22 protein-coding genes are annotated in these 23,402 nt (G+C 69.2%); 11 read left to right on the top strand and 11 right to left on the bottom strand.

The features are described from left to right. The first annotated feature begins 11 nt into the window (after nt 1-11). From OD997_RS17030 to OD997_RS17020, 3 genes are read left to right on the top strand one after another with little or no spacing between them, the layout of a single operon-like run. Entirely contained in the window at nt 12-764 is a 753-nt protein-coding gene (locus OD997_RS17030) for an AAA family ATPase (protein WP_434332745.1), read from the top strand. A 37-nt stretch (nt 765-801) separates the two neighbouring features. Next, the gene (locus tag OD997_RS17025) at nt 802-1,578 is read left to right on the top strand and encodes an ABC transporter ATP-binding protein (RefSeq protein WP_434332744.1); all 777 of its coding nucleotides are present in this window, start codon (nt 802-804) and stop codon (nt 1,576-1,578) included. Beyond that, complete coding sequence (locus OD997_RS17020; RefSeq protein WP_434332743.1) at nt 1,575-2,309, top strand: ABC transporter permease; 735 nt, start codon at nt 1,575-1,577, stop codon at nt 2,307-2,309. The genes OD997_RS17025 and OD997_RS17020 overlap by 4 nt, the downstream gene beginning before the upstream one ends. Before the next feature lie 19 nt (nt 2,310-2,328). Here the strand turns inward: OD997_RS17020 and hrpB are convergent, their stop codons facing one another. From hrpB to OD997_RS17000, 4 genes are all read right to left on the bottom strand, one after another. Then, nucleotides 2,329-4,878, bottom strand: a complete 2,550-nt coding sequence (gene hrpB / locus OD997_RS17015; RefSeq protein WP_434332742.1) for an ATP-dependent helicase HrpB — start codon at nt 4,876-4,878, stop codon at nt 2,329-2,331. 90 nt (nt 4,879-4,968) lie between these two features. After that, on the bottom strand, nt 4,969-6,573 hold the full coding sequence (locus OD997_RS17010; RefSeq protein ID WP_434332741.1) for an SPFH domain-containing protein: 1,605 nt from the start codon (nt 6,571-6,573) through the stop codon (nt 4,969-4,971). Between the two features lie 125 nt (nt 6,574-6,698). Further along, the gene (locus OD997_RS17005) at nt 6,699-7,127 is read right to left on the bottom strand and encodes a MarR family winged helix-turn-helix transcriptional regulator (protein ID WP_434332740.1); all 429 of its coding nucleotides are present in this window, start codon (nt 7,125-7,127) and stop codon (nt 6,699-6,701) included. A gap of 205 nt (nt 7,128-7,332) precedes the next feature. Further along, entirely contained in the window at nt 7,333-7,896 is a 564-nt protein-coding gene (locus OD997_RS17000; protein ID WP_434332739.1) for a TetR/AcrR family transcriptional regulator, read from the bottom strand. A gap of 78 nt (nt 7,897-7,974) precedes the next feature. Between OD997_RS17000 and OD997_RS16995 the strand changes: the two genes are divergently transcribed. Further along, the gene (locus OD997_RS16995) at nt 7,975-9,111 is read left to right on the top strand and encodes a zinc-binding alcohol dehydrogenase family protein (RefSeq protein ID WP_434332738.1); all 1,137 of its coding nucleotides are present in this window, start codon (nt 7,975-7,977) and stop codon (nt 9,109-9,111) included. A gap of 107 nt (nt 9,112-9,218) precedes the next feature. Here OD997_RS16995 and OD997_RS16990 read toward each other — a convergent pair whose 3' ends face one another. The 4 genes from OD997_RS16990 to OD997_RS16975 form a co-directional block, all read right to left on the bottom strand. Then, nucleotides 9,219-9,908: a GntR family transcriptional regulator gene (locus tag OD997_RS16990; protein WP_434332737.1), complete on the bottom strand. Its 690-nt coding sequence runs from the start codon at nt 9,906-9,908 to the stop codon at nt 9,219-9,221. 122 nt (nt 9,909-10,030) lie between these two features. Beyond that, nucleotides 10,031-11,251 carry an acyl-CoA dehydrogenase family protein gene (locus OD997_RS16985; protein ID WP_434332736.1) on the bottom strand — a complete coding sequence of 407 codons (1,221 nt, stop codon included), beginning with the start codon at nt 11,249-11,251 and terminating at the stop codon, nt 10,031-10,033. Further along, on the bottom strand, nt 11,251-12,477 hold the full coding sequence (locus OD997_RS16980) for an acyl-CoA dehydrogenase family protein (protein ID WP_434332735.1): 1,227 nt from the start codon (nt 12,475-12,477) through the stop codon (nt 11,251-11,253). The genes OD997_RS16985 and OD997_RS16980 overlap by 1 nt, the downstream gene beginning before the upstream one ends. Next, a complete protein-coding gene (locus tag OD997_RS16975) occupies nt 12,474-13,970 on the bottom strand; it encodes an LLM class flavin-dependent oxidoreductase (RefSeq protein ID WP_434332734.1) in 1,497 nt (498 codons plus the stop codon). The genes OD997_RS16980 and OD997_RS16975 overlap by 4 nt, the downstream gene beginning before the upstream one ends. 179 nt (nt 13,971-14,149) lie before the next feature. Between OD997_RS16975 and OD997_RS16970 the strand changes: the two genes are divergently transcribed. The 4 genes from OD997_RS16970 to OD997_RS16955 all read left to right on the top strand — a co-directional run bounded on the left by OD997_RS16970 (nt 14,150) and on the right by OD997_RS16955 (nt 18,959). Continuing rightward, nucleotides 14,150-15,490, top strand: coding sequence for an ABC transporter substrate-binding protein (locus OD997_RS16970; protein WP_434332733.1), 1,341 nt, complete (start codon nt 14,150-14,152; stop codon nt 15,488-15,490). Next, nucleotides 15,483-16,409, top strand: coding sequence for a carbohydrate ABC transporter permease (locus OD997_RS16965; protein ID WP_434332732.1), 927 nt, complete (start codon nt 15,483-15,485; stop codon nt 16,407-16,409). The genes OD997_RS16970 and OD997_RS16965 overlap by 8 nt, the downstream gene beginning before the upstream one ends. Beyond that, nucleotides 16,402-17,220 (top strand): carbohydrate ABC transporter permease, encoded by an 819-nt coding sequence (locus tag OD997_RS16960; RefSeq protein WP_434332731.1) that lies wholly within the window; start codon nt 16,402-16,404, stop codon nt 17,218-17,220. The genes OD997_RS16965 and OD997_RS16960 overlap by 8 nt, the downstream gene beginning before the upstream one ends. A 146-nt stretch (nt 17,221-17,366) precedes the next feature. Beyond that, a complete protein-coding gene (locus tag OD997_RS16955) occupies nt 17,367-18,959 on the top strand; it encodes an Ig-like domain-containing protein (protein ID WP_434332730.1) in 1,593 nt (530 codons plus the stop codon). Between the two features lie 96 nt (nt 18,960-19,055). Here the strand turns inward: OD997_RS16955 and OD997_RS16950 are convergent, their stop codons facing one another. Further along, nucleotides 19,056-19,595: a small multidrug efflux protein gene (locus OD997_RS16950; RefSeq protein WP_434332729.1), complete on the bottom strand. Its 540-nt coding sequence runs from the start codon at nt 19,593-19,595 to the stop codon at nt 19,056-19,058. 154 nt (nt 19,596-19,749) lie between these two features. Here OD997_RS16950 and OD997_RS16945 point away from each other — a divergent pair, with 154 nt between their 5' ends. Together OD997_RS16945 and OD997_RS16940 are read left to right on the top strand one after the other, a co-directional pair. Beyond that, nucleotides 19,750-20,973: a sensor histidine kinase gene (locus OD997_RS16945; protein WP_434332728.1), complete on the top strand. Its 1,224-nt coding sequence runs from the start codon at nt 19,750-19,752 to the stop codon at nt 20,971-20,973. After that, a complete protein-coding gene (locus tag OD997_RS16940) occupies nt 20,970-21,572 on the top strand; it encodes a response regulator (RefSeq protein ID WP_434332727.1) in 603 nt (200 codons plus the stop codon). The genes OD997_RS16945 and OD997_RS16940 overlap by 4 nt, the downstream gene beginning before the upstream one ends. 213 nt (nt 21,573-21,785) lie before the next feature. On the opposite strand, the gene OD997_RS16935 is transcribed toward OD997_RS16940, so the two are convergent. Together OD997_RS16935 and OD997_RS16930 are read right to left on the bottom strand one after the other, a co-directional pair. Then, nucleotides 21,786-22,463: a cation diffusion facilitator family transporter gene (locus OD997_RS16935; RefSeq protein WP_434332726.1), complete on the bottom strand. Its 678-nt coding sequence runs from the start codon at nt 22,461-22,463 to the stop codon at nt 21,786-21,788. Next, nucleotides 22,463-22,795, bottom strand: coding sequence for an ArsR/SmtB family transcription factor (locus OD997_RS16930; RefSeq protein WP_434332725.1), 333 nt, complete (start codon nt 22,793-22,795; stop codon nt 22,463-22,465). Before OD997_RS16930 ends, OD997_RS16935 begins: the two co-directional genes overlap by 1 nt. Before the next feature lie 123 nt (nt 22,796-22,918). On the opposite strand from OD997_RS16930, the gene OD997_RS16925 reads away from it, so the two are divergent. Further along, nucleotides 22,919-23,401 (top strand): GNAT family N-acetyltransferase, encoded by a 483-nt coding sequence (locus OD997_RS16925; protein WP_434332724.1) that lies wholly within the window; start codon nt 22,919-22,921, stop codon nt 23,399-23,401. Nucleotide 23,402 lies beyond the last annotated feature (1 nt).

The raw sequence follows: 23,402 nt of genomic DNA, 5'->3' as shown, positions 1-23,402 counted from the left end.
AGGAGGAACGCATGGAATCGATCTGGACTCCCGGCAGCCGTCGTCGACGAGAGCAGCCGGTCGTCGCTGTCAGAGCGAACGACGACGCCCCCGAACCCGGGAGGGTCTGGCCCACGAACATCCCTGCGGTGGCCCAGGTGCTGAACGAGGGGATCGACCTCGCACCCGGTGTCACCTTCCTCGTCGGTGAGAACGGCAGCGGCAAGTCCACGATCGTCGAGGGCATTGCGATCGCCTACGGGCTCTCTCCTGAAGGCGGCTCGAAGTTCGCTCGTCACAGCACGCGAGCCACCGAGTCGCCGCTGTCGGAGTGGCTCACGCTTCAGCGAGGAGTAGGGGCCGACCGGTGGGGCTTCTTCCTGCGGGCAGAGACGATGCACTCGTTCTACACCTACCTCGAAGAGAACCCCTCGCCCAGAGGCGACGTGCCGTTCCATGAGATGAGTCATGGGGAATCCTTCCTGGCTCTGCTCGACAGCCGATTCGATTCGCCCGGTTTCTACTGCCTCGATGAGCCCGAAGCCGCGCTGTCGTTCCAGTCGACCCTCACTCTCATCGCCGTGCTGCAGCGCATCGTCGACGACGGTGGCCAGGTGCTGTGCGCCACGCACTCGCCGGTGCTCGCCGCGCTACCGGGTGCGCAGATCCTCGAGGTCGGCGAGTGGGGCATCCGTCCCGCCGAGTGGCACGATCTCGAGCTGGTGAACCACTGGCGTTCGTTCCTGCAGGACCCGCCGCGCTACCTGCGGCATCTGCTCGACTAGGGGTCGCCCACGCGGCCTCTCGGGCAGATAATCAATCATGACGAACGGTCCGGCGGTCGAGGTCTCGGGGCTCCGTGTGCGCAGGGGGAAGACCGCGGTGTTCGACGGGATCGACCTGACGATCCCGCAGGGCGAGATCACCGGACTCCTGGGGCCGTCGGGATGCGGCAAGACCACGCTGATGCGGTCGATCGTGGGCGTGCAGCGGATATCCGAGGGCACGGTGACGGTGCTGGGGGAGCCGGGCGGATCGCGGCAGCTGCGCCACAGGGTCGCCTACGGCACGCAGGGGGCAGCCGTGTACGGCGACCTCACCGTGCGGCAGAACCTCTCGTACCTCGCGTCCGTCCTCAAGGCGCCGAAGGGCGATGTCGACCGGGTGATCGATGAGGTGGGTCTCGGCGCACAGGCCGGTCAGCTCGTCGAATCGCTCAGTGGCGGCCAGACCACGCGGATCTCGCTCGCGATGGCCCTCATCGGCACGCCGGAGCTCATCGTGCTGGACGAGCCGACCGTCGGGCTCGATCCCGTGCTGAGAGTCGAGCTCTGGGACCTGTTCCGGGGACTCGCCCAGCGCGGAGTGACGATGATCGTGTCGAGCCACGTGATGGACGAGGCCCTGAGATGCGACCGGCTGCTGCTGATGCGGAGCGGACGGATCATCGCCGACACGAATCCGGCGGCACTGCTCGCGGACACCGGCACCGCCGACCCCGATGCGGCGTTCCTCGCCCTTATCGAACGCGACAGTCGCGAGCAGGAGGCCCACACCCCGCCCGCCACGCGGCGCGAGCGACGGGGGACGGCGCAATGACCGGCCGTCGGATGCTCGCGACCGCCGCACGGGTACTCGGCCAACTGCGCCACGACCCACGCTCGATCGCGCTGATGCTCATCGCCCCGAGCCTGCTGGTGGGCCTCTTCGCCTGGTTGTTCAGTGACCAGGACGGAGTGTTCGATCAGTTCGGCGGTGCGATCCTCGCGCTGTTCCCCTTCATCGTGATGTTCCTGATCACGTCGATCACGACACTGCGAGAGCGCCGTTCGGGCACCCTCGAACGGCTCATGACGACGCCCCTCGGCAAGGCCGACTTCATTCTCGGCTACGCCCTCGCGTTCGGCCTCATGGCGGTGCTGCAGGCGGTCGTCACCGTGTCGTTCGCGGTCGGAGTGTGCGGTCTCGACGTCGAGGGCGAGCTGTGGCAGCTCGGACTCGTGGCGGTGGTCGACGCGCTTCTCGGCACGGCGCTCGGGCTGCTCGCCAGCGCGTTCGCCCAGACCGAGTTCCAGGCCGTGCAGTTCATGCCCCTGCTGGTCTTCCCGCAGATCATTCTCGGAGGGCTCTTCATGCCCCGCGACCAGATGCCCGACGTGCTGCACGCGATCTCGGACTGGCTGCCGCTGAGCTACGCGATCGACACGATCAACGCAGTGACCACAGGCGACGACGGGTGGGACGTCTACGGACCGCTGTTGGTGGTCGTCGCGTTCGGGGTCGGCGCGCTCGTGCTCGCGTCGCTGACTCTGCGACGCCGCACGCCCTGAGACTCGCCGGCATCGTCGCTCAGCGCGCGGAGCGGTTCTTGGTATGCCTGGTCGGCACCGCGGCCCAGGGGTCCTCCGGCCACGGGTGCTTCGGGTAGCGCCCGCGCATCTCGGCGCGCACCTGGGAGTACGGGCCCGACCAGAACGAGGCGAGGTCGTCGGTGACTGCGAGCGGGCGCCGTGCGGGGGACAGCAGATGGAACAGCACCGGCACCCGTCCGTCGACGAGCCGCGGCGTCTCGGCCCAACCGAAGCACTCCTGCAGCTTCACGGCGACGACAGGGCGCGCGGTCGCATCATCGTGCGGCGGGTAGTCGATGCGGATGCGGGAACCGGTGGGGACTTCGAGGCGGTCGGGAACGAGCTCATCGAGCCGCGTCGCCTCGGGCCAGGGCAGCAGCCTGCGAAGAGCCGACGTCAGATCCAGCCGGCTCACGGGGGTGCCACCCGCGAGGGCGTCGAGCTCCGGTGCCAGCCACGCATCGAGAGTCTCGACCAGCCCGGCATCCGAGACATCCGGCCAGGGGTCGCCGAGTTCTCGGTGCAACAACGCCAAGCGGCGGCGTAGAGCGTCAGCGCCCTCAGACCACGCGAGCATGCCGATCCCGTCTCTCCGGATCGCGCGGCGCACGGCATCCCTTCCCTCCTGGGCCGATGCCCGCACCGGCGCCGAGGAGCGCAGGATCGCACCGATGCGGCGCTCGCGACGAGCCTGCACCCGACCGCCGGTGAACTCCGCTTCGACGCGCTCGGTCATGAGGTGACTCGCGGCGCTCTCGATCTGCGCCTCGGTGAGCACGGCCGCGGAGCGGATGATCGCGCCGGATCCCGCTGCCGCACGGGCCGAGGCGCGCGCGACATCGGCGACGGCGAGCCACTCGACCGCCGCCAGAGGACCGCGCACGCCCGCACGGGTGCCGGAGGCGAGCAGGAACGTCGCTCCCTCGGCGGTGCGCTCGACGCGGTGGGCGATCCGCTCGGGGAAGGCGAGCGCGATCACGAGGCCGACCCCGTCGAGATCCGAGCGGACCCCGGGCGTCGGGCGGACCATGCGCTCGAGGCGATCCGCGTCGCTGCGCCACCGCCTGGCGTCCGGTGCGCGACTGCCGCGCAGCGCGACGATCGCCTGAGCGACGTCGGCTTCGGCGATGCGCAGGTCGCCGCCCAGCAGCGCGACGACCTCGGCGGCAAGGCGCGCCCCGACTGCAGGGCTGCCGTCGCGGAGAGCGCGGGCGAGCCGGGGATCGGTCGGGATGCGCGCCAGGACGCGGCCCTCCGCGGTGGCGCGACCCTCGTCGTCGACCGCGCCGAGACCCCGGAGCACGGCGAGGGCATCGACCAGATTCTGGGCGGGCAGCTGGTCGATCATCCGCAGGCCGGCGCCCCCAGGGGCACCCCAGCAGGCGAGCAGAAGGGCAGCATCCGCGAGGTCGGTCACCGCGATCTCGGGAGCCGGGCGCGCAGGAGCCGCCGCATACGTGCGCTCGTCGACGCAGCGGATAACGATGCCGGGGCCCTGACGCGTGGCGCGCCCCGCGCGCTGCACACACGACGAGCGGGAGGCGGCGGTGGTCACGAGGCCCGTCATTCCGCGGGCGGCGTCGCGCTGCGGCTGCCGCGACAGGCAGCTGTCCACGACGAGGCGCACACCCGGCACGGTGAGCGATGACTCTGCGAGCGATGTCGTGACGATGATGCGCGCAGGGGCGTCGGGCGCGCGGCCGCGGATCACGGCATCCTGCTCTGCCGCGGGGATCTGACCGTGCAGCTCGCGCACATCGAACGCGTCGCTCGCGGTGCGGAGGCGCCGGGCGATCTCGGACACCTCCCGAGCGCCTGGGGCGAAGACCAGCACGTCGGCCCGAGGGTCGTCGCGGGTGAGATCCCCGGCGGCGGATGCCGTGGTCGCGGCGATGTGATCGAGGAACCCCCGGGTGACCCCGCGCTCATCGAGTCGCGGCGCGGGGCTCGGTGCCCAGCGTTCGGTGAGAGGGAAGGCGGGGACGTCGTGGTGGACGATCGGTGCAGGAAGGTCTGTGCCGAGGACGGCAGAGATGCGCGGGGCATCGAGGGTGGCGGACATGGCGATGACCGTGAGGTCGTCCCGCAGCTCCCGCACCTCCGAGAGCAGGCCGATCAGCAGATCGGTCTCGATCGCCCGCTCGTGCACCTCGTCGATGACCACCGCGCTCACGCCGTCGAGGCCCGGATCATCGAGCATCCGCCGGAGGAGGACTCCGGCAGTGACGAACTCGACCCGTGTCTCGGGGCCCGCGGAGCGCTCGCCGCGGACGGTGAATCCCACGCGCGTGCCGAGCGCGGAGCCGTCGAGCTGGGCGAGTCGCCGGGCCGCCGCGCGGGCGGCGACACGGCGGGGCTGGGTTACGATCACGCGTCCGGTCGACCTGGATGCGACGAGCGGGGGGACGAGGGTGGTCTTGCCCGTGCCCGGCGGTGCACTCACGACTACCGACGCGCCGGCGTCGAGCGCTGCGGAGAGATCGTCGACGGCAGCCGCGAACGACAGCCCGACGCCGATCGCGGCGAGGTCGAAGGGGGCGGGCGTCATCCGTCCAGTCTGCCCGTTCCGCACGCGCCCCGCAGGCGACGGATGCCGCGACCGATCCGGCCGCGGCATCCGCTGTGTCCTGTGTGCTGACTACTCCGCTGCGGGAGCCGGCGGTGCCGGCGGCGGCGGGGTGGTCGGGGCCGACCTGCGAGTCGGAGCGGCGGTCGGGGCGGAGGCCGCAGCCACGCCCTCGCCGATGCCACGACCGACGGCCTGACCCTGGATGATCGACGCGAGGTCGAGCCCGGTCGCCGAGCTGACGCTGTCGAACACCGACTTCAGCGCCTTCGCGCTGTCGGCGCCGACGACGTTCGAGGCGCCGTCCTCGCTCGAGCCGCCGATGATCGAGACGTTGCCGATCGCGGCGTAGCCCTTCGAGAACTCGGCCATGATCGACGGCAGCACATCGAGCACGCGCTGCGACAGGAATGCGTCCTGGTTGGAGGCGATGGCCTTCGCTTCGGCCTCGACAGCCGCTGCTCGCGCCTCACCTTCGGCGCGGATCGCGTCGGCCTCGGCGTTCGCACGCAGACGGCGAGCCTCGGACTCCGCCTCGGCCTGAGCGCGCAGTGCGTCGGCCTCACCGGTCGCACGGGCGATCGCGGCTGCGGCCTCACCGTCGGCCTTGGCCTTGTCGGCCTGGGCCTGCTGCTCGGCGATGCGGGTGCGGGCCTCGGCCTGCTTGACCTGCTCGATCGCGCCGGCCTCGGCCGCACGCTCACGCGTGTAGAGCTCGGCCTGGGCGCGGGTCTCGGCCTCGTACCGCTGGGCGTCGGCGACGCGCTTGACGTCGGCGTCGAGCTGGGCCTGACGGTTCTCGGCCTGCTGCTGCAGAACGGCCTGCTGAGCCTGCTCGCGGGCGAGGTTCTCGGCCTGCTCGGCCTCGGCGCGCGCACGGCCGATGCCGGCGTTCGCGTTGGCGGTGTTGGTGTCGAGAGCGGTCTGCTCGACCAGGTTGGCTTCCTGGTTGGCGATGTTCTTCTGGTTGATCGCACGGTCGGCGTTGGTCTGCGAGATCTCGGCGGACTGACGCTTCGCCTGGATCTCGGGAGCACCGAGCGACTGGATGTAGCCGACCTTGTCGGTGATGCCCTTGATCTGGAAGGAGTCCAGGATCAGACCCTGCTCGGCGAGCTCCTGCGAGACGTCGGCGGCGATCTGGTCGGAGAACTTCTTGCGCTCGCGCATGAGCTCGACGACCGAGAGAGTCGCGACGATGCCGCGGAGCGCACCTTCGAGCTGCTCGGTGGTGAACTGCTCGATGGCCTTGTCCTGCGAGGCGAAACGCTCGGCGGCGCGGCGCACGAGGATGGGGTCGGAGCCGATCTTCACGATCGCGACGCCGTCGACATTGAGCGTGACGCTGTCGAGCGACTGGGCCTCGGCGTTGAGCGAGACCTGACGCGAGCGCAGCGAGATGATCTCGTGGCGCTGCGTGATGGGGTTCACCAGCGACTTGCCGTTCACGATGACCGTGACGGGCGACTCCGACATCTCGTCTCTGGTCGAGCCGTCGGCGCCGATGACAGCGCGCGCGACCTTCTGCTTGCGTCCCGAGATGACGAGCGCCTCATCGGCGCGCGCGACCTTGATCCAGCTGCGTGCGAACAGCAGCAGGATGAGCAGGACGACGACAGCGGCGACGACTGCGATTCCGACGATGACGAGGATGCCGACGATTCCGGCGATCTCCATGGATGACCTCCCTGGTTCCCCCCGAGGGGGCGGTCTTGGATGCCGGCGCGGCCGCGCGGGCGTTCACGCTCCACCCTGCCAGAAATCGAGGGAGGTCGTCGCGGCCGTGATGCAGAGGGAGAAGGTCAGCGGGCTCGAAGCTTCTCGGCCAGGTCGCGGAGCGTCTTCAGCTCGGCGTCGTCGAGACGCGACATCCGCTCGGCGATGGATCGCCCGTGCACGGTCGCGATGCTGCGGAACGCCTTGGCGCCGGCATCCGTCGCCCTGATCAGCGCTCCGCGTCCGTCATCGGGATCGGGGCACTTCGCGACGAGGTCGCGAGCGACCATGCGATCGATCAGACGCGAGACGCTCGGCTGGCTGATGAGCATGTTCGCCGTCACATCGCGCAGTCGAGCCGACATGCCGGGGGAGCGGGTGACCGTGAGCAGCACGTCGTACTCGGCCTGGCCGAGATCCGTGTCCTCGAAGTCGGCGTTCATCTCGGTGAACAGCTCGTGCTGCGCGCGGAACAGGCTCTCCCATGCTTCGAGGGCGAGCTTGCGATCGGTCATGGGAACAGCGTACTGGCAACAGTAAAGGGCCGGTCGGAGAGGCTCCCGACCGGCCCTTGTCCCTTGCACCAAGAGTGTCCTGCAATCACATGCGGTGTATGCCACAGCAAACATTCACCGTGCGATCACTCTATAACGGCGAGATAACGAATGCAACGGTTTGGTCACGAAAATGTTCGGGGTCTGTGATCTGACGCCCCTCGCATCACCCGTCGATGCAGTCGCGTATGTCGTTCCACGCGGATTCCACGCACTCCTCGAACAGACGATCGGGTGGCCCTTCGAGCCACTGCTCCATCGCCAGGTCGAAGCACGTCACGGCTACGGCTGCCAGTGTGTGCGATTGCCGAGGGCGGGTGCCGCGCTGAATCAGGGAATCCTCGATCGCGCGGGCGAGGTGATGGCGTTGAAGAAGCTCACGCTCGTGCAACGCAGGCTCGCTGTGGACGACCTTGTGCCGACGTGCGATCGGTTGCCGCCAGTCCTGGATGCCACGGGCCGCCGCGGCGAGCCCGGCGCGCACCGTTGCGGGCGCCGAGCTCTCGGGCGGGGCCGACGCCATGAAGTCGCTGACCGCGTGCGGAAACTCGCGATCGCGCAGGAACAGGACATCGCGTTTGTCCGTGAAGTGCCGGAAGAACGTGCGAGTGGTCAGGCCGGCCGCTTCGGCGATCTGCGGAACCGTGGTCGCCGAGAATCCCTGTCCTTCGAAGAGCAGTATCGCCGCAGCTTCGAGTCGCAGTGCAGCATCCGGTGACCATCGTGGCATCTGACCATGATGTCACGACGTGTCGTCACGTGTACAGTGATGACACGAGATGTCATCGAACGCGAAGAACGGACGAGTATGAACGACAACACCGCGGCATGGATCGATTCCCCCTACGCCGACCTGGTGGTCCGAGACGCACCGATGCCCAGGATCGATCCCGGTCAGCTGCTCGTCGAGGTGCGCGCGGTCGCAGTGAATCCTCTCGATGCGATCATCCAGTCCAACGGCGCCGTCATGTACGGGTGGCTGCACTATCCGGTGATCCTCGGAGAGGATGTCGCGGGCACCGTCGTCGGGGTCGGCGCCGAGGTGGCCGACTTCTCCGTCGGCGATCGCATCGTCGCGTATGCGATCGGCTTGGAGAAGGGCAGGGATGCGATCGCCGAGAGCGGGTTCCAGGCCTACGTCGCTGTCGATGCGGGCCTTGCCGCCGCTCTGCCGGACGCCATGGCTTTCGAGGATGCTGTCGTGCTGCCCCTGGCGGTGTCCACGGCAGCTGCCGGGCTCTTCGAGAGCGAGCAACTCGATCTGAGCTACGCCAGCCTCGGGAACCCCGAGCCACGCGACGAGATCGTCGTGGTGTGGGGCGGTGCGACCGCTGTCGGCGGCAACGCGATCCAACTTGCTCGAGCAGCCGGCTACCGTGTCATCACGACGGCATCCGTCCGTAATCACGATCGGATGAGCCAACTCGGCGCAGAGGCCGCATTCGACTACCGCGACCCCGAGGTGGTCGACCGGATCGTCGAGGCGGTGAACGGGGCCGTCGTCGCAGGCGTCCTCGCCGTCGCAGTCGGGTCGGCAGAACCCTGTCTGCGTATCGCGCGCGCGATCGGCGCCACGCGGATCGCGATGGCGAGCCCTCCGGTGTCCTTCTACGAACAGCCCCGCAGGCGCGGCTTCTCCCTGAGCCGGATGCGCCTGTTCCTGCGCCTGGGAACGCGAACGGCGATGCTGCAACTGCGCAGCCGTGCCCGAGGGATCCGAGCCTCGTTCATCTGGGGGAGCGCGATCGCGACGTCTCCCGTCGGCCCCGCCGTCTGGGGAGACTACCTCGGCGCAGCCCTCGAATCGGGCCGTCATCGTGCCTATCCGACGGCCCGCATCGTGGGGGAGGGGCTCCCCGCGGTTCAGCGAGCGATCGACACGCTTCGCGTCGGCGTGTCCGCGCAGAAGCTCGTCGTCACCCTTGAGTCGACGCCGACGACCTGACCCGGTGTCGCCTCACGTCCAGGTCGGGCGGTGAAGAGGCCCGCGAATGCGCGGTGGTCGACGGGTAGAACGAATGAGACCGACGCCGACGCCGACGGGGCCGGCGGCTACTTCGTCGCCCAGGTGGCCGGAGCCCACTGCGTGTCGTAGGGGAGCGGCAGGCGGTGCATCTCCTCGAAGGCCAGCTCGGCTGCGATCGGGTCTTGGGCGGTGATCGCGGCGTCGAACCGCTGCCAGCAGTCGCCGAGGAGGTCCCAGTTCGGCTCACGCGAGTCGATCGTGAGCTGCACCTGGAACGTCAGTCGTGCGACGGTCTCGATGGCCACCCCTTTGAGCACGGTGTTCGGGCACAGTCCGATGATCGCGCGGTACACCTCGAGCGCCGCGTTCATGTGCCCGCGTCGATCGTGTGCGGTGACCGCGTCGCGGGCCGCCTCGATCACTGCGCGCAGCGCGGGGTTCGCCGCCGGTTCGAGGGTCGGCACAGTGACGCGCACGACACCGCCGAGTACGACGCCGAGCGTCTGGATGTTGGCTTCGACGACCTCGGGGTGCGCGTCGACGACCTTCGTGTGCGCCTGGGGAACGATCTCGACGAGGCCGTCTCGCTGCAGGTTCATCAGCGCATCGCGGATGGGAGTGCGCGAGATGCCCAGCCACTCCTGCAGGGCGACGTCTTCGAGGTGCTCGCCCGGCTGGAAGGAGCCGTCCATGATCGCGTCACGGATGGCGTCGTACGCCTCGTCCTTCAACAGTCGGCGCTTGAGCTCGGGCTTCGACGATGTGGGTACGGGCATGGGGGCCTCCGCGTCGGATGTCGTCGAGTGCGCACCAAGCGGCATCGCACGCGGCGCCCGTCGACAGGACGAACGTCCGCGCATCTACTCTAAAGTATTAATTTTCATATATCACTGCGCGGTCAGACGGGCAGAGCGCTCGCCGCAGGAGCCTTCGACTCGCCGACTGCCCAGACGAAGTCCGGCGTCCGACCGTTCACCGCGTGATCGCCGAGCTGGCGGGCCTTGAAGATCCACGGATTGTGAGAGGCGACAGTGCGGGCGTTGCGCCAGTGGCGATCGAGCGCGGTGCCGGACCGTACGGCGGAGGCACCGAGCGTGTCGAACAGCCGCGAGGCCGCACGGGGGACCAGCTCAGTGAGCACGATCTGCGCGTGCGACGACCCGAGCTCGGCCGCGACGACCGCATCCTCCGTCTCCGGCGTGCCGAGCACGTCGGCGGCATGCTGCACCGCGCGGGAGACGTCGAGCACGAGCGCCCTGGCCGTCGCCCTCGTCGCCGTCAGCTCGCCGACGATCTGGAGCACCTGAGGGTCATCGGCCACTCGGTTCGCGCTCCCGTGACTGTAGGTGCGGGTGCGCGCGCGCACCTGCGCGACGGTGTCGCGTTCGATCGCCGCCGCGATCCCGGCGAGCACCGACAGCAGCGTGAGCTGGTAGACGGCCGTCTGATACGGGAACCGCGAGGTGAACGGCTCGACGTCGTCCTCGTCGACGCTCGCGTCGGTGAAGACGGCCGTGCCCGTTCCCGTCAGCGGCTGCCCGAAGCCGTCCCAGTCGTCCGAGACCGCGACGCCCTCCTGGTGCCGCCGGATGAGGGCCGTGACCGTCTCGCCGTCGAGGTCGACGGTCGCGTCGATCCACTCCGAGAAGATGCTGCCGGTCGTGTAGAACTTGCGTCCGTCGACTCTCCATGTGCCGTCCGGTCGCCGGGTCACCCGCGTCGCGTTCGTGCCGACCGCCGCCGCCCCGTTCTCCGACCAGGCATTGCCGACGAGTTCGCCGGCGGCGAGTCGGTCGATCCACAGCGAGCGTCGCTCACCCGGGGATGACGCCAGCACGTGCTCGACGTAGGCGATGTGCCCCCGGAAGATCTGAGGGAGGTTCGAGTCCGCGGTGGCGAGCTCGATGAGCACCTCGGCGAACGACGGCCAGTCGAGCCCGAATCCGCCGTCCGCGACCGGCAGTCGAAGCCTGCCGAAGCCGGCATCCCGCAGCTTCTCGACCTCGACGAACGGCAGCTCGTGGCTCTGCTCCCGGGTGACCGTGCCAGCCGCGATCTCGTCGAACAGCGGACGGAACCGGTCGAGGGCGGCCCGGAGCCGCTGCGTCTGCGCGCCCATCAGGTGTACAGCGAGATCGGCTGCAGCTCGCCGTTCAGCGTCCAGGCGCCGACCTCGAGCTTCTTGTAATCGATCGGATCGTGCAGCGAGTGCGTGCGGACGTTCCTCCAGAACAGGTCGAGTCCCACATCAGCGCGGGCGGAGCTGGAGCCGGTGATCTCGAAGATCCGGTTCGCGACCTCGATGCCGATCTCGGTCGAGACGACCTTGACCTTGGCGATCTCGATCGCCAGTTCTCCGCGACGCTCGGCCGTGACGGCGTCTCCCTCATCCACGACCTCATCGAAGAGGCGGCCGGCGCGGTCCGCCAGCGCCTCCACGGCCGCGATGCGAGAGGCGAACTCGCCGACGACGCGCTGCACGAACGGGTCGTCGCGGTACGAGTCGGCCTGGCTGAGGAACCAGGCGCGGGGCCGTGCCCGCACGAGGTCGAGTCCGCGCGCGAGCGCCCCCTCGGCGATGCCGAGATACAGGTTGCCGAAGGCGAGCTGGATGCCGGGGGTGATCAGCGTCGAGAACGGTTCGTCACCGAGTTCGCCGAGCACATCCTCAGCGGACACGCGCACGTCCTCGAAGTGCACGGAGCCGCTCGCCGACAGGCGCTGCCCGAGCGCATCCCAGTCGCCGAGATAGCGGATGCCGTCGCGGTCGTGGTCGAGCACGACGAACAGCACCTGGCCGTCGCGCTCGCCGCCGCGGACGAGCGCCGCAGCCAGCACCACGTCTCCGGCCGATGCGCCGGTCGAGAAGCGCTTGAGGCCGTTCAGCCGGTATCCATCGCCGTCTGCGGTCAGCTCGAGATCGGGGTCGGTCGGGTTCACGGAGTCACCCCAGACCCAGCGCCCCTCGGTGGTCTTGCGGTGCCAGGCCTCCTGCACCGTCGGGTCGGCGGCGAAGCCGATGTTGCCCGAGTTGATGTAGTGGTACGCGAGGACCTGCGCGACCGACGCGTCGGCACGCGACAGGATGCGGATGACGAGGAACGCCGTCTCCCAGTGCGCTCCGCCGCCGCCGAACTCGGCGGGCTGCAGCAGCGTCACGAGTCCCGCGTCGCGCAGGAGGTCGAGCTCGACCGTCGGGTCGTCATTCGCCCGGTCGCGTTGCAGGGCGTCGGTGGCGAGCTCGGCGGCGACGCGCTCGGCGACTCCGCGCCAGTGCGCGCGCTCGGCGGCATCCGCGGTGCCCGTCCAGCGGCTGCGGTTGGTGGTCTCTGCGATGACGCTCATCGGGCGTCCTCCTTCTCGGTGAGTGCGGTCAGTTCGTCGACGTCGGCGGCGCCGCCGGGGGGCTCAGCCGCGGCATCCACCAGCGGGCCGCCGAGCGTGCCGTCGAGGGCGGATGCGCCACCGACATAGGCGCCGCGATACGCGTGCGCGGGGTGCCACTCGGGCACGACGGGGGAGCCGTCGCCCGAGAGCCGCCCGCGGAGCGTGCCCTCGGGATAGTCGTCCCAGGTGCGTCCGCGGCGGCGGAGCTCGGGCACGAGGTGCTCGACGATGTCCTCGAACGATCCGGGGGTCACGACGTAGGCGATGTTGAAGCCGTCGACGCCGCCGACCTCGACCCAGCGCTCCAGCTCGTCGGCGACCGTCTGCGGGCCTCCGACGATGACGGGGCCGATACCGCCGATTCCGACGTAGTGCGCGATGTCCCGCGGGGTCCACTTGCGATCCGGATCGGCCTTGGTGAACACCGACAGGGCGGATCGCCCTGCGTCCGTGTCGACGTACTCCAGCGGCACGTCGGAGTCGTACTGCGAGAGGTCCAGGCCCGTCCACCCGGCGTAGAGCGCCAGCGCGCCCTCGACGGAGACGTAGCCGCGGTAGTCCTCGAGCTTCGCCTGGGCCTCCTCGTCGGTCGCGGCGACGACGACCGTCACGAGCGTGAGGATCTTGACCGAGCCGCGCGGGCGGCCGAGCGCCTCGGCCCGGTCACGGATGTCATCCGTCACAGGCCGCGTCGACTCGGGGCGCAGACCGTTGATGAAGATCGCCTCGCCGTGCTTCGCGGCGAACTGGCGCCCGCGGGGCGATGCGCCCGCCTGGAACATCACGGGGGTGCGCTGCGGACTGGGCTCGGCGAGATGGATGCCGGGAACGCGGTAGTGCCGGCCCTCGTGGCCGATCGGATGCACCCGCGCTGCATCGGCGAAGACGCCGGCCTCGCGGTCGCGCAGCACCGCACCGTCCTCCCAGGAGCCCTCCCACAGCTTGTACGTCACGTCGAGGAACTCCTCGGCGATCTCATAGCGGTCGTCGTGGGCGATCAGTGTGTCGAGCCCGAGGTTGCGGGCCGCGGAGTCGAGGTAGCTGGTGACGACGTTCCATCCGACTCGTCCGCGCGTGAAATGGTCGAGCGTCGAGAAGCGGCGGGCGAGCGCGTACGGCTGCTCGTAGGTCGTGGCGACCGTCACACCGAATCCGAGGTGCTCGGTCGCGTGCGCCATCGCCGAGATCTGCACGACCGGGTCGCCGAGGGGGACCTGCGTCGCATCGCCGAGCGCGGTGGCCGCCGAGTCGCGGTAGACGTCGTAGGTGCCGAGCACGTCGGCGATGAAGATCGCGTCGAATCTGCCGCGCTCCAGCGTCTTGGCGACATCCACCCAGTAGTCGAGGTCGTGATAGCGATCGGCCTGGTTGTCGGGGTGCCGCCAGAGCCCAGGGGCCTGGTGCGTCACGCACGTCATGTCGAAGGCGTTCAGGATGATGCGGCTGGGCACGGCGCTCCTCTGGAGGGTAGGGACTTCGCGACCATAGCCACTTGAGCCGAGCGATGTTGCGCCGGATGACTTCGCGCGTCGCACGACGACGAACTGTTACGCCGGCGATGCGAGCGGCGGCACGGGCCTCCTAGCCTGAGCGCCGATCGCTTCCCCGACCCGACGCCTGAGGAGCCCCCATGTCCTTCCTTCCGAGCAGCGGCCGACGCCGCCTCCTTCTCGGTGCTGCCGCCCTGACGACCGCGACGTTCCTGATCGCCGGCTGCGCCGCGCAGGCTCCCGAGTCCGGTGGCGAAGGCGCAGACGGCGACTTCTCGGGCCAGACCCTGAACGCGCTGCTCATCACATCGCACGAGGGTGCAGGAAACTGGCTCAAGGAGCACTTCGAAGAGGAGACCGGCGCCGAGGTCAATCTCACGATCGTGCCCTACGACGAGATCGGCTCGACCCTCGCCCTCGATCAGCAGTCGGGTGCCAACACGTTCGACGTCGCGGCTCCCTGGTACGTCTCGATCGGCGACCTCGCCGAAGGCGGCTCCATCCAGGACCTCACCGACTGGATCGCCGACACCCCCTCGCTCGAGGAGGACGACTTCATCCCCTCGATCAACGACCCGTACACGCTGGTCGGCGACCGCCGCTACGGTCTGCCCTTCGACGGCGACACCCACGTGCTCTTCTACAACAAGGAGATCCTCGAGCGGAACGGCATCACCGAGCCGCCGGCGACCTGGGACGAGTACCTCGCCGATGTGAAGACGATCACCGAGAACGAGGGCGATCAGGGCGTCTACGGATCCGCGATCTTCGGCCAGAAGTCGCCGCTGATCCTCGGCGCCGCCTACGCGAACCGCCTGGCAGGATTCGGCGGCGAGTTCGTCGATGAGGACGGCAAGCCCACGATCAACTCCCCGGAGGCTGTCGCCGCCGCGGAGGCGCTGGTGGATGCCGTGCCCTACGCCTTCCCGACGGCCGCCGAGACCGACTTCGGCGTCGGCAATGGCGCCTGGTACGACGGCAAGGTCGGCTTCATCGAGAACTGGACCGACCTCGGGGTCGGTTCGGAGACGAACCCCGACTCGAAGGTCGCGGGCAAGTGGGGTGTGACGACGCTTCCCGTCGGTGGAGACAACACCGAAGCTCGTGCATCGCTGGTGGCCGGCTTCACCTGGGTCATCGCGGCGAACACCGAGAAGACCGACCTCGCGAAGGCCTTCATCGAGTACGCCGCGTCCAGCGAGGTCAACTCCGAGCTGATCGTCGCCGACCCGCAGACCGGCATCGACCCGAACCGCGAGTCGTCGCTCGAGAGCGAGGCCTACGGCGAGACCTACCCCGACCTGCAGCGGGTCAACCGCACGACGCTGAGCGGATCGCTCGCCTGGCCCACGGGCGAGAACGCCTCGCAGGCCGCGCAGATCCTCACCGACGAGCTGGCGAAGCTCATCGCCGGCGACGGTGGCACCGCGCAGGAGACCCTCGACCGCGTCCAGGCCGAGTGGGAAGAGATCCTTGGCTGACGCCTCCGCGATCCGCGTGCGCACCGCCCGCACGTCCGGCCGAGTGCCGCGACGGGCGGGCGGTCCCGCGCGGCCGGGCGCAGCACGATTCCTGACCGCGCCGACGATCCTGTCGATCGTCGTGCTCGGTGCGTACCCGCTCGTGTTCATCCTCGCGGCGGCCTTCACCGACTCGACACTCGGGCGGCCGTTCCAGGAGTGGGTCGGGACGGCGAACCTCGAGACGATCCTGGCGGATGCCGACGTCGTCGCGTCGTTCGCGCGGACGGTCACGTATGCCGTCGCCGTGGCCGTCATCAGCGTCGTGCTCGGCGTCGCGATAGCCGTCGCCTTGGAACGTGCGACCCGAGCGGGCGCCGTCGTGCGCACGCTGCTCCTGCTCCCGCTGATCACACCGCCCGTGGTGGTCGGCACGCTGTGGAAGCTCGTGTTCAACCCCGGTGGCGGACTGCTCGCGACCGTGCTGCCCGGCCTGTCGCTCGCGCCGCTGTCGACGACAGCGTGGGCGCTCCCCGCGATCGGTCTCGCCGACGTCTGGCAGTGGACCCCTCTGATCGTGATCCTCGTCTACGCCGCGCTGCTCACGCAGGACCCGTCCGTGCGCGAGGCGGCATCCCTCGACGGTGCCCATGGAGCCGGACTGTTCCGGCACATCACGTGGCCGGCGATCGCGGGCACGGTGATCGCCGCGCTCTTCATCCGGCTCGTCATCGCGTTGAAGGTCTTCGATCTCGTGTTCGTGATGACCTCGGGTGGACCCGGTCAGGCGTCGACCGTCACCACCTACCTCATCCAGCAGGTCGCTCTCAAGGAGTTCGACATCGGTCGGGCATCCGCGATCACCCTCGTGTTCGCGGTCATCGTCACCGCAGTGACCCTCGTGGTGGCGGCCTTCGCACGAAAGGCGCGACATGACTGAGCGGCGCACCCGTCCGAGGCCCGTCGCGAGCAGCGTGCTCTTCGTGGCGCTCGCCGTGACCCTCGTCCCGTTGGCCTACCTGTTCTCCGTGTCGCTGATGGGGCGCGACGAGACGGTCTCGGGAGTCCTGTGGAGCGCCGCTCCGCACTGGGAGAACTGGGGTGATGTGCTGTCGACCGACATCCCTCGGTCGATCCTGAACTCCCTCGCGGCCGCGATCGGCGGCGCCGTCGTCTCTCTGCTCATCGCCGTTCCCGGCGCCTGGGCCATCGTGCGTCACAACGCCGGCGGGCGCACTCTGGGCGCGACCCTGATGAGCCCATGGCTCCTCCCGCCGATCGTCGCCGTGGTGCCGCTGCTCACTCTTCTGCGATCGGTCGGGCTCAACAACACCCTCCTCGGCCTCACACTCGTGTACGCGCTCGTGAACGTGCCGGTGGCCGTCTGGCTGCTGGAGGGATTCATCCGTCGGCTGCCGGTGGAGATCGAGGAGGCGGCGCGCATCGACGGTGCGGGGACGCTGCGGATGCTGTGGTCCGTCGTCGTTCCTCTGCTGCTGCCGAGTCTCGTCGCGATCGGGATCATCGTCGCGATCCTCAACTACAACGAGTTCCTGCTCGCGACCTTCCTCACGCAGAGCGTGGACGCGCAGACGTTCCCCGTGGCGCTGTCCCTGTTCTACGGCGACCGCACGCCGCACTTCGGCAAGATCGCGGCCGCGTCGTTCATCGGCGTGATCCCCGTCTTCGCCGCTGCTGTGTTCTTCCAGCGCTGGCTCGTCGGCGGTCTGACGGCGGGCGCGGTGCGCTGAGGAGCCCCGGTTCCGCCCCTCTCCGGTCACCCGCTGTGCCGGTATATCGGTGTTGTATTCCGGTAACGGCGTAATCAGATCGCCTTTCTCTGATCTCTTAGATGAGTCGCGACTGGGAGCGACTCGAAATCGGACTGGGGATGACGATGACTGGGGAGAACACTGCCGTGCGCGTGTACGGAAAGGCGATCGGCCGAGACAAGGCGATCGACGGGGAGAAGAAGACGCTGCGAGGCCGGGGTGCCGTCGCGATGATCGTGGGGATGATCATCGGCGTGGTCGGGATGCTGGGGGCCGCTCTGCCGGCCGCGGCGGCACCGACAGTGACATACCCCGGAGCGATCGGCGACGTGTCGCTCGAGAACCAGAACGGCGGTGGCCCGCTGGATCAGTGGGACACCGTGCGGATCTCTGGCGAGTGGAAGGTCCCGGCAGGGGCCCAGGCGGGCGAGACCTTCGGCATGACGCTTCCGGCGGAGTTCAGCCGTTTGGCGGCGGGGACGTTCACGATCAGCGACCCCGCGACCGGCGAGCTCATGGCGAACTGCGTCGTCGCGGCAGGACAGGGTCCGGACATGGTGTGCACGCTGACCGAGGCCGTGAACGGCAAGGAGGACGTCGGGGGGACCTTCTGGATGCAGGCGCGGGCCTCGCAGTCCACGACGAACGAGACGGTCGAGTTCGACCTCGGCGACACGGTCGAGATCGTCGACCTGCCGGGTGACGGGGGAATCGTTCCCGTCGACCCGACAGAGCAGGCCGAGCCCTACAAGTACGGCGGCGAGACGGCGACCGACGGACGGCTCAAGTGGGTCGTCGGAGTTCCGAGCGGGTTCGCGAGCGACGGCGCCTTCACGATCACGGACACTCTCGACGCGGGTCTCGCCGATCACCACTACACCGGCGAGGTGCGATTGAGTCAGCGCGCCGTCGAGAACGGGGTGCAGGTCGGGAAGTGGAGCATCGTCGATCCGTCGAAGTATCAGATCGTCTTCTCCGCCGACGGGCAGTCGTTCGAGTTCACGGCCTCAGGCCTGCCGGCAGGCGGGTTCGCCTATGAGCTGCTCTATTACACGCAGGCCGACGGCCCTGTGGTGAAGGGTGACGTCTTCGGCAACCGCGCAGTCGTCGACACCGTCGCGACCTCGGCCACACACACCATCACCGAGTCGGGCGGCGGCGACGGCACCGGCGTGACCTACACGAGCTTCTCGATCTCGAAGACGTTGACCGGACCGCAGGCGGCCGCGGCGCAGGCCGCGACGTACACCGTGCGTTACTCGATCAAGGGCTCCGACGCCCCGGCCCAGACGATGGTCGTCCCCGTCGGACAGCCGGTCGTCAGCGATCGTGCTCCTCTCGGATCGACCTTCGTGATCGAGGAGATCGATCTCCCCGTCATCCAGGGAGTGATCTGGGGAACGTGGACGATCTCCGGCGACGGAGTCGTCGATGCCGGCGACGGCACCTACGAGGTGACGCCCGGAGCAGCGGCGGGTGTGGTACTCACGCTCACCAACATCGCGAATCCGGTTCCGGTCGTCGAGCCGACACCCACGCCGACCCCGACGCCGAACCCGAGCCGCACGCCCGCGTCTGTCACGGCTCCCGGCGAGCTGGCCCTCACGGGCGGCGGCGACGGGTCGGGCTTCCTGGCTCTCGCGGCCGTGCTGATCGTCGGCGGTGGTCTCGCGACCGCGATCTCGCTGAAGCGTCGGTCGAGCGCCCGACGCCACTGACGGTCACACATACGGCAGCGGGTGGTCACCGATCGGTGACCACCCGCTGCCGTGCTCCGGGCGCTGTGTGCGTCTGCTCCGCTGCGCGCTGCCCGATCAGCGGATCGCGTAGACCGCGCTGCCGACGATCACGGCGACGATCGTGGTCCAGCCGATGATGGCGACCGCCTGCCAGATCAGGATGCGGACCTTGCCCACGCCGGCGGCGGCGAGCATCGTGGCGGTGAACTGGGTGGGGAGCAGCAGCGGTCCCAGGAGGCTCACTCCGGGAACGCCGTAGCGCTCGAACGCCCGCTGGAACTTCTCCTTGCGTGCTCCGCCTCGCTCGGACTCCGCGGGGATCGACTCGACGGCGCCGCCACTCGTTCCGGCCAGCACGGCCTCACGGCTGCGGTTGCGGTTCACGATCGCGGTGCGCGCACCCGAGCTCGCGATCACGAGCACGGCGACGCAGAGGAAGTTGCCCACGATCGCCGCGATGGCGGCGACGACGGGGTGGATGCCGCCGATGATGCCGATCGAGACAGCACCCTCACCCTCGATGAAGGGAATGGCACCTGCGAGGGCGACGATGAGCGGCTGGACGAGTTCGGGAACCTGGGCGACGAAGCCCTGGAAGGTCTCGATGAGGTTCATTGGATTGCTCCTATGGTCTGAGCGCCGGTGTCTCCGCCGCGATGTATCCAGTCCATCGCGCCTCCGCTCCCGGCGGCAGTGTCGGGGCGTCACTCGTTTCCGGGTGGTTCACCCGCGGCATCCGTGACATCTGTCACGCCCGTATCGTGGGGGCATGCAGAGCACATCCCCGCTGGTCGAGCCTCCTGGCGACCCGTCGCTCGGAGCCCGCCAGCTGGCTCGCGGCATCACCGCGACCTGGTGGTACACGTTCTCGGCCGTCGTGTTCCTCGAACTCTTCCTGGTGCTGGTGTGGACGCTCGAGGCGTTCGCCTCGCCGGGTGACGCGACCGCGCCGGTGGTCGTCGGCGTCGGGGGCATCGTCTGGTGGCTGTCGACCGCCATCCTGCTGTGGGCGTATCGGCACCGCGTCGACGCCGACCCGGGGATTCCCTGGACGCGCATCGCTTTTCCGCTGCTGATCGCCGCCGCCTATGGCGCGCTGGCGGGCTTCGTGACCGACAGCTGGCTGCTCGCGCTCATGCCGATCACGCAGTCGGTCGTGCTGCTCAACTGGCCGAAGGGCGTGCGGGTGCGGATCGTGGTCCTCGCGACCGTGCTGCTCTTCTGCCTGGCGTTCATCGACGGGGCCCGCGGTGCCATGGAACCGGGTGCTCCGGGCTGGCTACCCGCTCTGTACACGATCCTGATCCCGGCGATGTCGGTGAGCTCCCTGTGGTGGTGGGATGTCCTGGTCACGCTCGACCGGGCGCGCGCCTCCGAGTCGAGGCTCGCTGCGACCCAGGAACGACTTCGCGTCGCCACCGACGTGCATGACCTGCAAGGGCACCACCTGCAGGTGATCGCGCTGCAGCTCGAACTGGCTGAGCGACTGATGGGGCTCGATCCCGATGCGGCGCTCGAGCAGCTGCAGGCCGCCCGTGTGAGCGTCGACGAGGCGCGGCAGGGCACGCGCGATCTCGCCACCCGCTTCCGCTCGGTGCCATTGGGTGACGAGGTGGCGAACGCGCGCGACCTCCTCAGCGCCGCGGGCCTCTCGGTGGAGGCGGAGATCGCGGCGGACGCCGACGATGCACCCGCATCCGCACTCGGGCCTGTGATCCGTGAGACGACCACCAACGTCCTGCGACACGGTGCCGGACGTCATGCACGGCTCACGCTGAAGAGAGTGCCGGAGGGGTGGCGATACGTGGTGGCGAACGACGTGGATGCCGATGCTGCGAGCGAACCGGTCGGCTCGGGGCTCGACGGAGTCAGGCGTCGCATCGCCGAGGCCGGCGGCACTCTGGAGATCCATGATGAGGGCGGTGACTTCGCCGTCGTGGTCACGGTGCCCGCGCACGACGGCGCGTCCGTCGACCGAGGAGGGTCGCGATGATCCGGGTGCTTCTCGCCGATGATGAGGGGATGATCCGTTCCGCGCTTGCGGCCCTGCTGCGACTCGAGGGCGACATCGAGGTCGTCGCCGAGTGCGAAGACGGAGAGCAGGCGCTCGCCGAGGCTCTGCGGCTGTCCCCGGACGTGTGCCTGCTCGACCTCGAGATGCCGGGACTCGACGGCGTCGAAGTGGCCGAGAGGCTGAACAGGGCGATCGCCACCCGGTGCGTCGTGGTGACGAGGCACGCCCGCCCCGGCGTGCTGCGCCGGGCTCTCGCCTCCGGCGTCTCCGGCTTCTTGCCGAAGTCCCGCGGCGCCGATCAGGTCGCCGACGTGATCCGCAGGGTCGCAGCGGGCGCGCGGTATGTCGATCCGGAGATCGCGGCCGACGCGCTGAGCGACGAACGATCCCCGCTCACCGACCGCGAGCTCGACGTGCTGCGTGCCGGGCGCCGTGGTCAGACGACCGGGCAGATCGCGAAGGCACTGTCGCTCGCCCCCGGGACGGTGCGCAATCACATCTCGGCCGTGCTCGCGAAGCTGTCGGTCGGAACCCGGCAGCAGGCCGTGCTGCTCGCCGAGGAGCGCGGCTGGATCTGAGCCTCACGCCTCATCGCCTCATAGCGTGAGCGAGGGGGAGTGCGGGTGAGGCCGTGGGAGATGCCCCACCCGCGAGCCGCTCAGAAAGGGGAGAGTGCGGCCCAAGACGTGGAGCGAGCACATGCCCCCCAGGCTCGCTTCAGGTCTCACAAGCAAGACCCGGGGATGCGGGAATCGTGACGCGGCCGTCGAAAGTCACCGCGAATCGCGGCGTCAGCGGTCGTGATCGTGGTCGTGCTCCTGGTCATGTCCGTCCTCGAGGATCATGCCCACCGAGGTGGCGCACGCGTCGCCCTTCCACGCCTCCACGCCTTCTCGCACCGCGAAGATCGCGATGACGAGTCCCGCGACGGCATCCGCCCACCACCAGCCGAACAGGCTGTTGAGCGCGAGACCGATCAGCACGGCGGCCGACAGGTAGGTGCAGATCAGCGTCTGCTTCGAATCGGCGACCGCTGTGGCCGAGCCGATCTCGTGTCCTGCTCGTCGTTCTGCAAGGGAGACGAGGGGCATGATGACGACGCTCAGCGCAGTCAGGACGAGACCGACGGTGCTGTGCGCGGGGCGGTCGCCGCTGAGCAGAGAGAGCGCGGAGGACGCGATGACGTAGATCGCGAGGGCGAAGAAGGCGACGGCGATCACCCGCAGCGTCGGCTTCTCCCACCGCTCGGGGTCGCGGCGGGTGAACTGCCAGGCGACCGCCGCGGCGGACAGTACCTCGATGCTCGAGTCGAGGCCGAAGCCGATGAGCGCGGCGGAGGACGCGAGGGACCCTGCCGTGATCGCGACGACCGCCTCGATCACGTTGTAGACGATCGTGAATGCCACGATGAGCCGGATGCGACGGTGCAGCGTCGTCCGACGGGCCGGGGTCGGAGTGACGGTGGTCATCAGCAGGTGCACCCTTCGCCGTCGCAGCAGTCGGGCTCGACGATCAGCACGACCTGCAGCAGCGCGTCGAGTGCCGGGACGAGGTGCGGATCCGCGAGCTGATATCGGCTGCGCCGGCCGTCCTGGATGCTCTCGACGAGACCGCATCCACGCAGACAGGCGAGATGGTTCGACAGCAGCTGCCGACTGACGCCGAGATGCTCGGCGAGGTCGGAGGGATACGCGGGGTCCTCACGGAGCGCCAGCAGAATCGAGGCGCGCGTCGGGTCCGACAGGGCGTGCCCCAGCCGGGCGACGGCCGCGGTGTGGGTGGGGGAGGCCGTGAGAGTCACATCACCACAGTACAGAAAAACCTGAACTCAGCGAAACCTGTACTGGTCATCGGCAACACCGCCGAAATCCCACCTCGGTACCGTGGCTCTGCGGACGGACACAGAACCGAGGGAGAACGACGGATGACGAGTGTGACGATCGAGCGCGTGGCCTGGACGCACCCGGATGCCGAGCGGCTGCGCGCGGCGCAGCGGGTCGAGCTCGACGCCCGATACGGCAGCGACGATCACGAGCCTGGCGTCATCCGTTCGGCGGATGACGTGCCGGTCTTCCTGATCGCGCGCGACGCGCACGCAGAGGCGATCGTGTGCGGTGGACTGCGGGTGCTCGATGACGATGTGCTGGGAGAAGGCGTCGCGGAGATCAAGCGCATGTACGCCACCCCGCAGGCACGCGGCACCGGGGCGGCCGCCGCGATGCTCAGCGCTCTCGAGCGGGAGGCCGACGGGCTCGGCATCCGACGCCTGGTGCTCGAGACCGGCACAGCCCAGCCCGATGCCGTGCGCTTCTACGAGCGCGAGGGGTATGCGCCGATCCCGCTCTACGGGCACTATGTGAAAAGCGATCTCTCGCTCTGCTTCGCGAAGGTGCTCGTCGGGAGGTGAG

This window comes from Microbacterium sp. CGR1 (assembly GCF_051062835.1).
Classification (GTDB): Bacteria; Actinomycetota; Actinomycetes; order Actinomycetales; family Microbacteriaceae; genus Microbacterium.
Note: the sequence above shows the minus strand (reverse complement) of the source record. Positions and strands in the feature narration are given on the sequence as shown.

Excerpts from the sequence above, each read along its gene's own strand:
- OD997_RS16950 (WP_434332729.1), bottom strand. The coding sequence starts at position 19,595 with ATGAACCTCATCGAGACCTTCCAGGGCTTCGTCGCCCAGGTTCCCGAA.
- OD997_RS16955 (WP_434332730.1), top strand. The coding sequence starts at position 17,367 with ATGACTGGGGAGAACACTGCCGTGCGCGTGTACGGAAAGGCGATCGGC.
- OD997_RS17025 (WP_434332744.1), top strand. The coding sequence starts at position 802 with ATGACGAACGGTCCGGCGGTCGAGGTCTCGGGGCTCCGTGTGCGCAGG.
- OD997_RS16980 (WP_434332735.1), bottom strand. The coding sequence starts at position 12,477 with ATGAGCGTCATCGCAGAGACCACCAACCGCAGCCGCTGGACGGGCACC.
- OD997_RS16925 (WP_434332724.1), top strand. The coding sequence starts at position 22,919 with ATGACGAGTGTGACGATCGAGCGCGTGGCCTGGACGCACCCGGATGCC.
- OD997_RS16945 (WP_434332728.1), top strand. The coding sequence starts at position 19,750 with ATGCAGAGCACATCCCCGCTGGTCGAGCCTCCTGGCGACCCGTCGCTC.
- OD997_RS16960 (WP_434332731.1), top strand. The coding sequence starts at position 16,402 with ATGACTGAGCGGCGCACCCGTCCGAGGCCCGTCGCGAGCAGCGTGCTC.
- OD997_RS17005 (WP_434332740.1), bottom strand. The coding sequence starts at position 7,127 with ATGACCGATCGCAAGCTCGCCCTCGAAGCATGGGAGAGCCTGTTCCGC.
- OD997_RS16990 (WP_434332737.1), bottom strand. The coding sequence starts at position 9,908 with ATGCCCGTACCCACATCGTCGAAGCCCGAGCTCAAGCGCCGACTGTTG.
- OD997_RS17010 (WP_434332741.1), bottom strand. The coding sequence starts at position 6,573 with ATGGAGATCGCCGGAATCGTCGGCATCCTCGTCATCGTCGGAATCGCA.
- OD997_RS17000 (WP_434332739.1), bottom strand. The coding sequence starts at position 7,896 with ATGCCACGATGGTCACCGGATGCTGCACTGCGACTCGAAGCTGCGGCG.
- OD997_RS17020 (WP_434332743.1), top strand. The coding sequence starts at position 1,575 with ATGACCGGCCGTCGGATGCTCGCGACCGCCGCACGGGTACTCGGCCAA.
- OD997_RS17030 (WP_434332745.1), top strand. The coding sequence starts at position 12 with ATGGAATCGATCTGGACTCCCGGCAGCCGTCGTCGACGAGAGCAGCCG.
- OD997_RS16995 (WP_434332738.1), top strand. The coding sequence starts at position 7,975 with ATGAACGACAACACCGCGGCATGGATCGATTCCCCCTACGCCGACCTG.
- OD997_RS16940 (WP_434332727.1), top strand. The coding sequence starts at position 20,970 with ATGATCCGGGTGCTTCTCGCCGATGATGAGGGGATGATCCGTTCCGCG.
- OD997_RS16935 (WP_434332726.1), bottom strand. The coding sequence starts at position 22,463 with ATGACCACCGTCACTCCGACCCCGGCCCGTCGGACGACGCTGCACCGT.
- hrpB (WP_434332742.1), bottom strand. The coding sequence starts at position 4,878 with ATGACGCCCGCCCCCTTCGACCTCGCCGCGATCGGCGTCGGGCTGTCG.
- OD997_RS16985 (WP_434332736.1), bottom strand. The coding sequence starts at position 11,251 with ATGGGCGCGCAGACGCAGCGGCTCCGGGCCGCCCTCGACCGGTTCCGT.
- OD997_RS16970 (WP_434332733.1), top strand. The coding sequence starts at position 14,150 with ATGTCCTTCCTTCCGAGCAGCGGCCGACGCCGCCTCCTTCTCGGTGCT.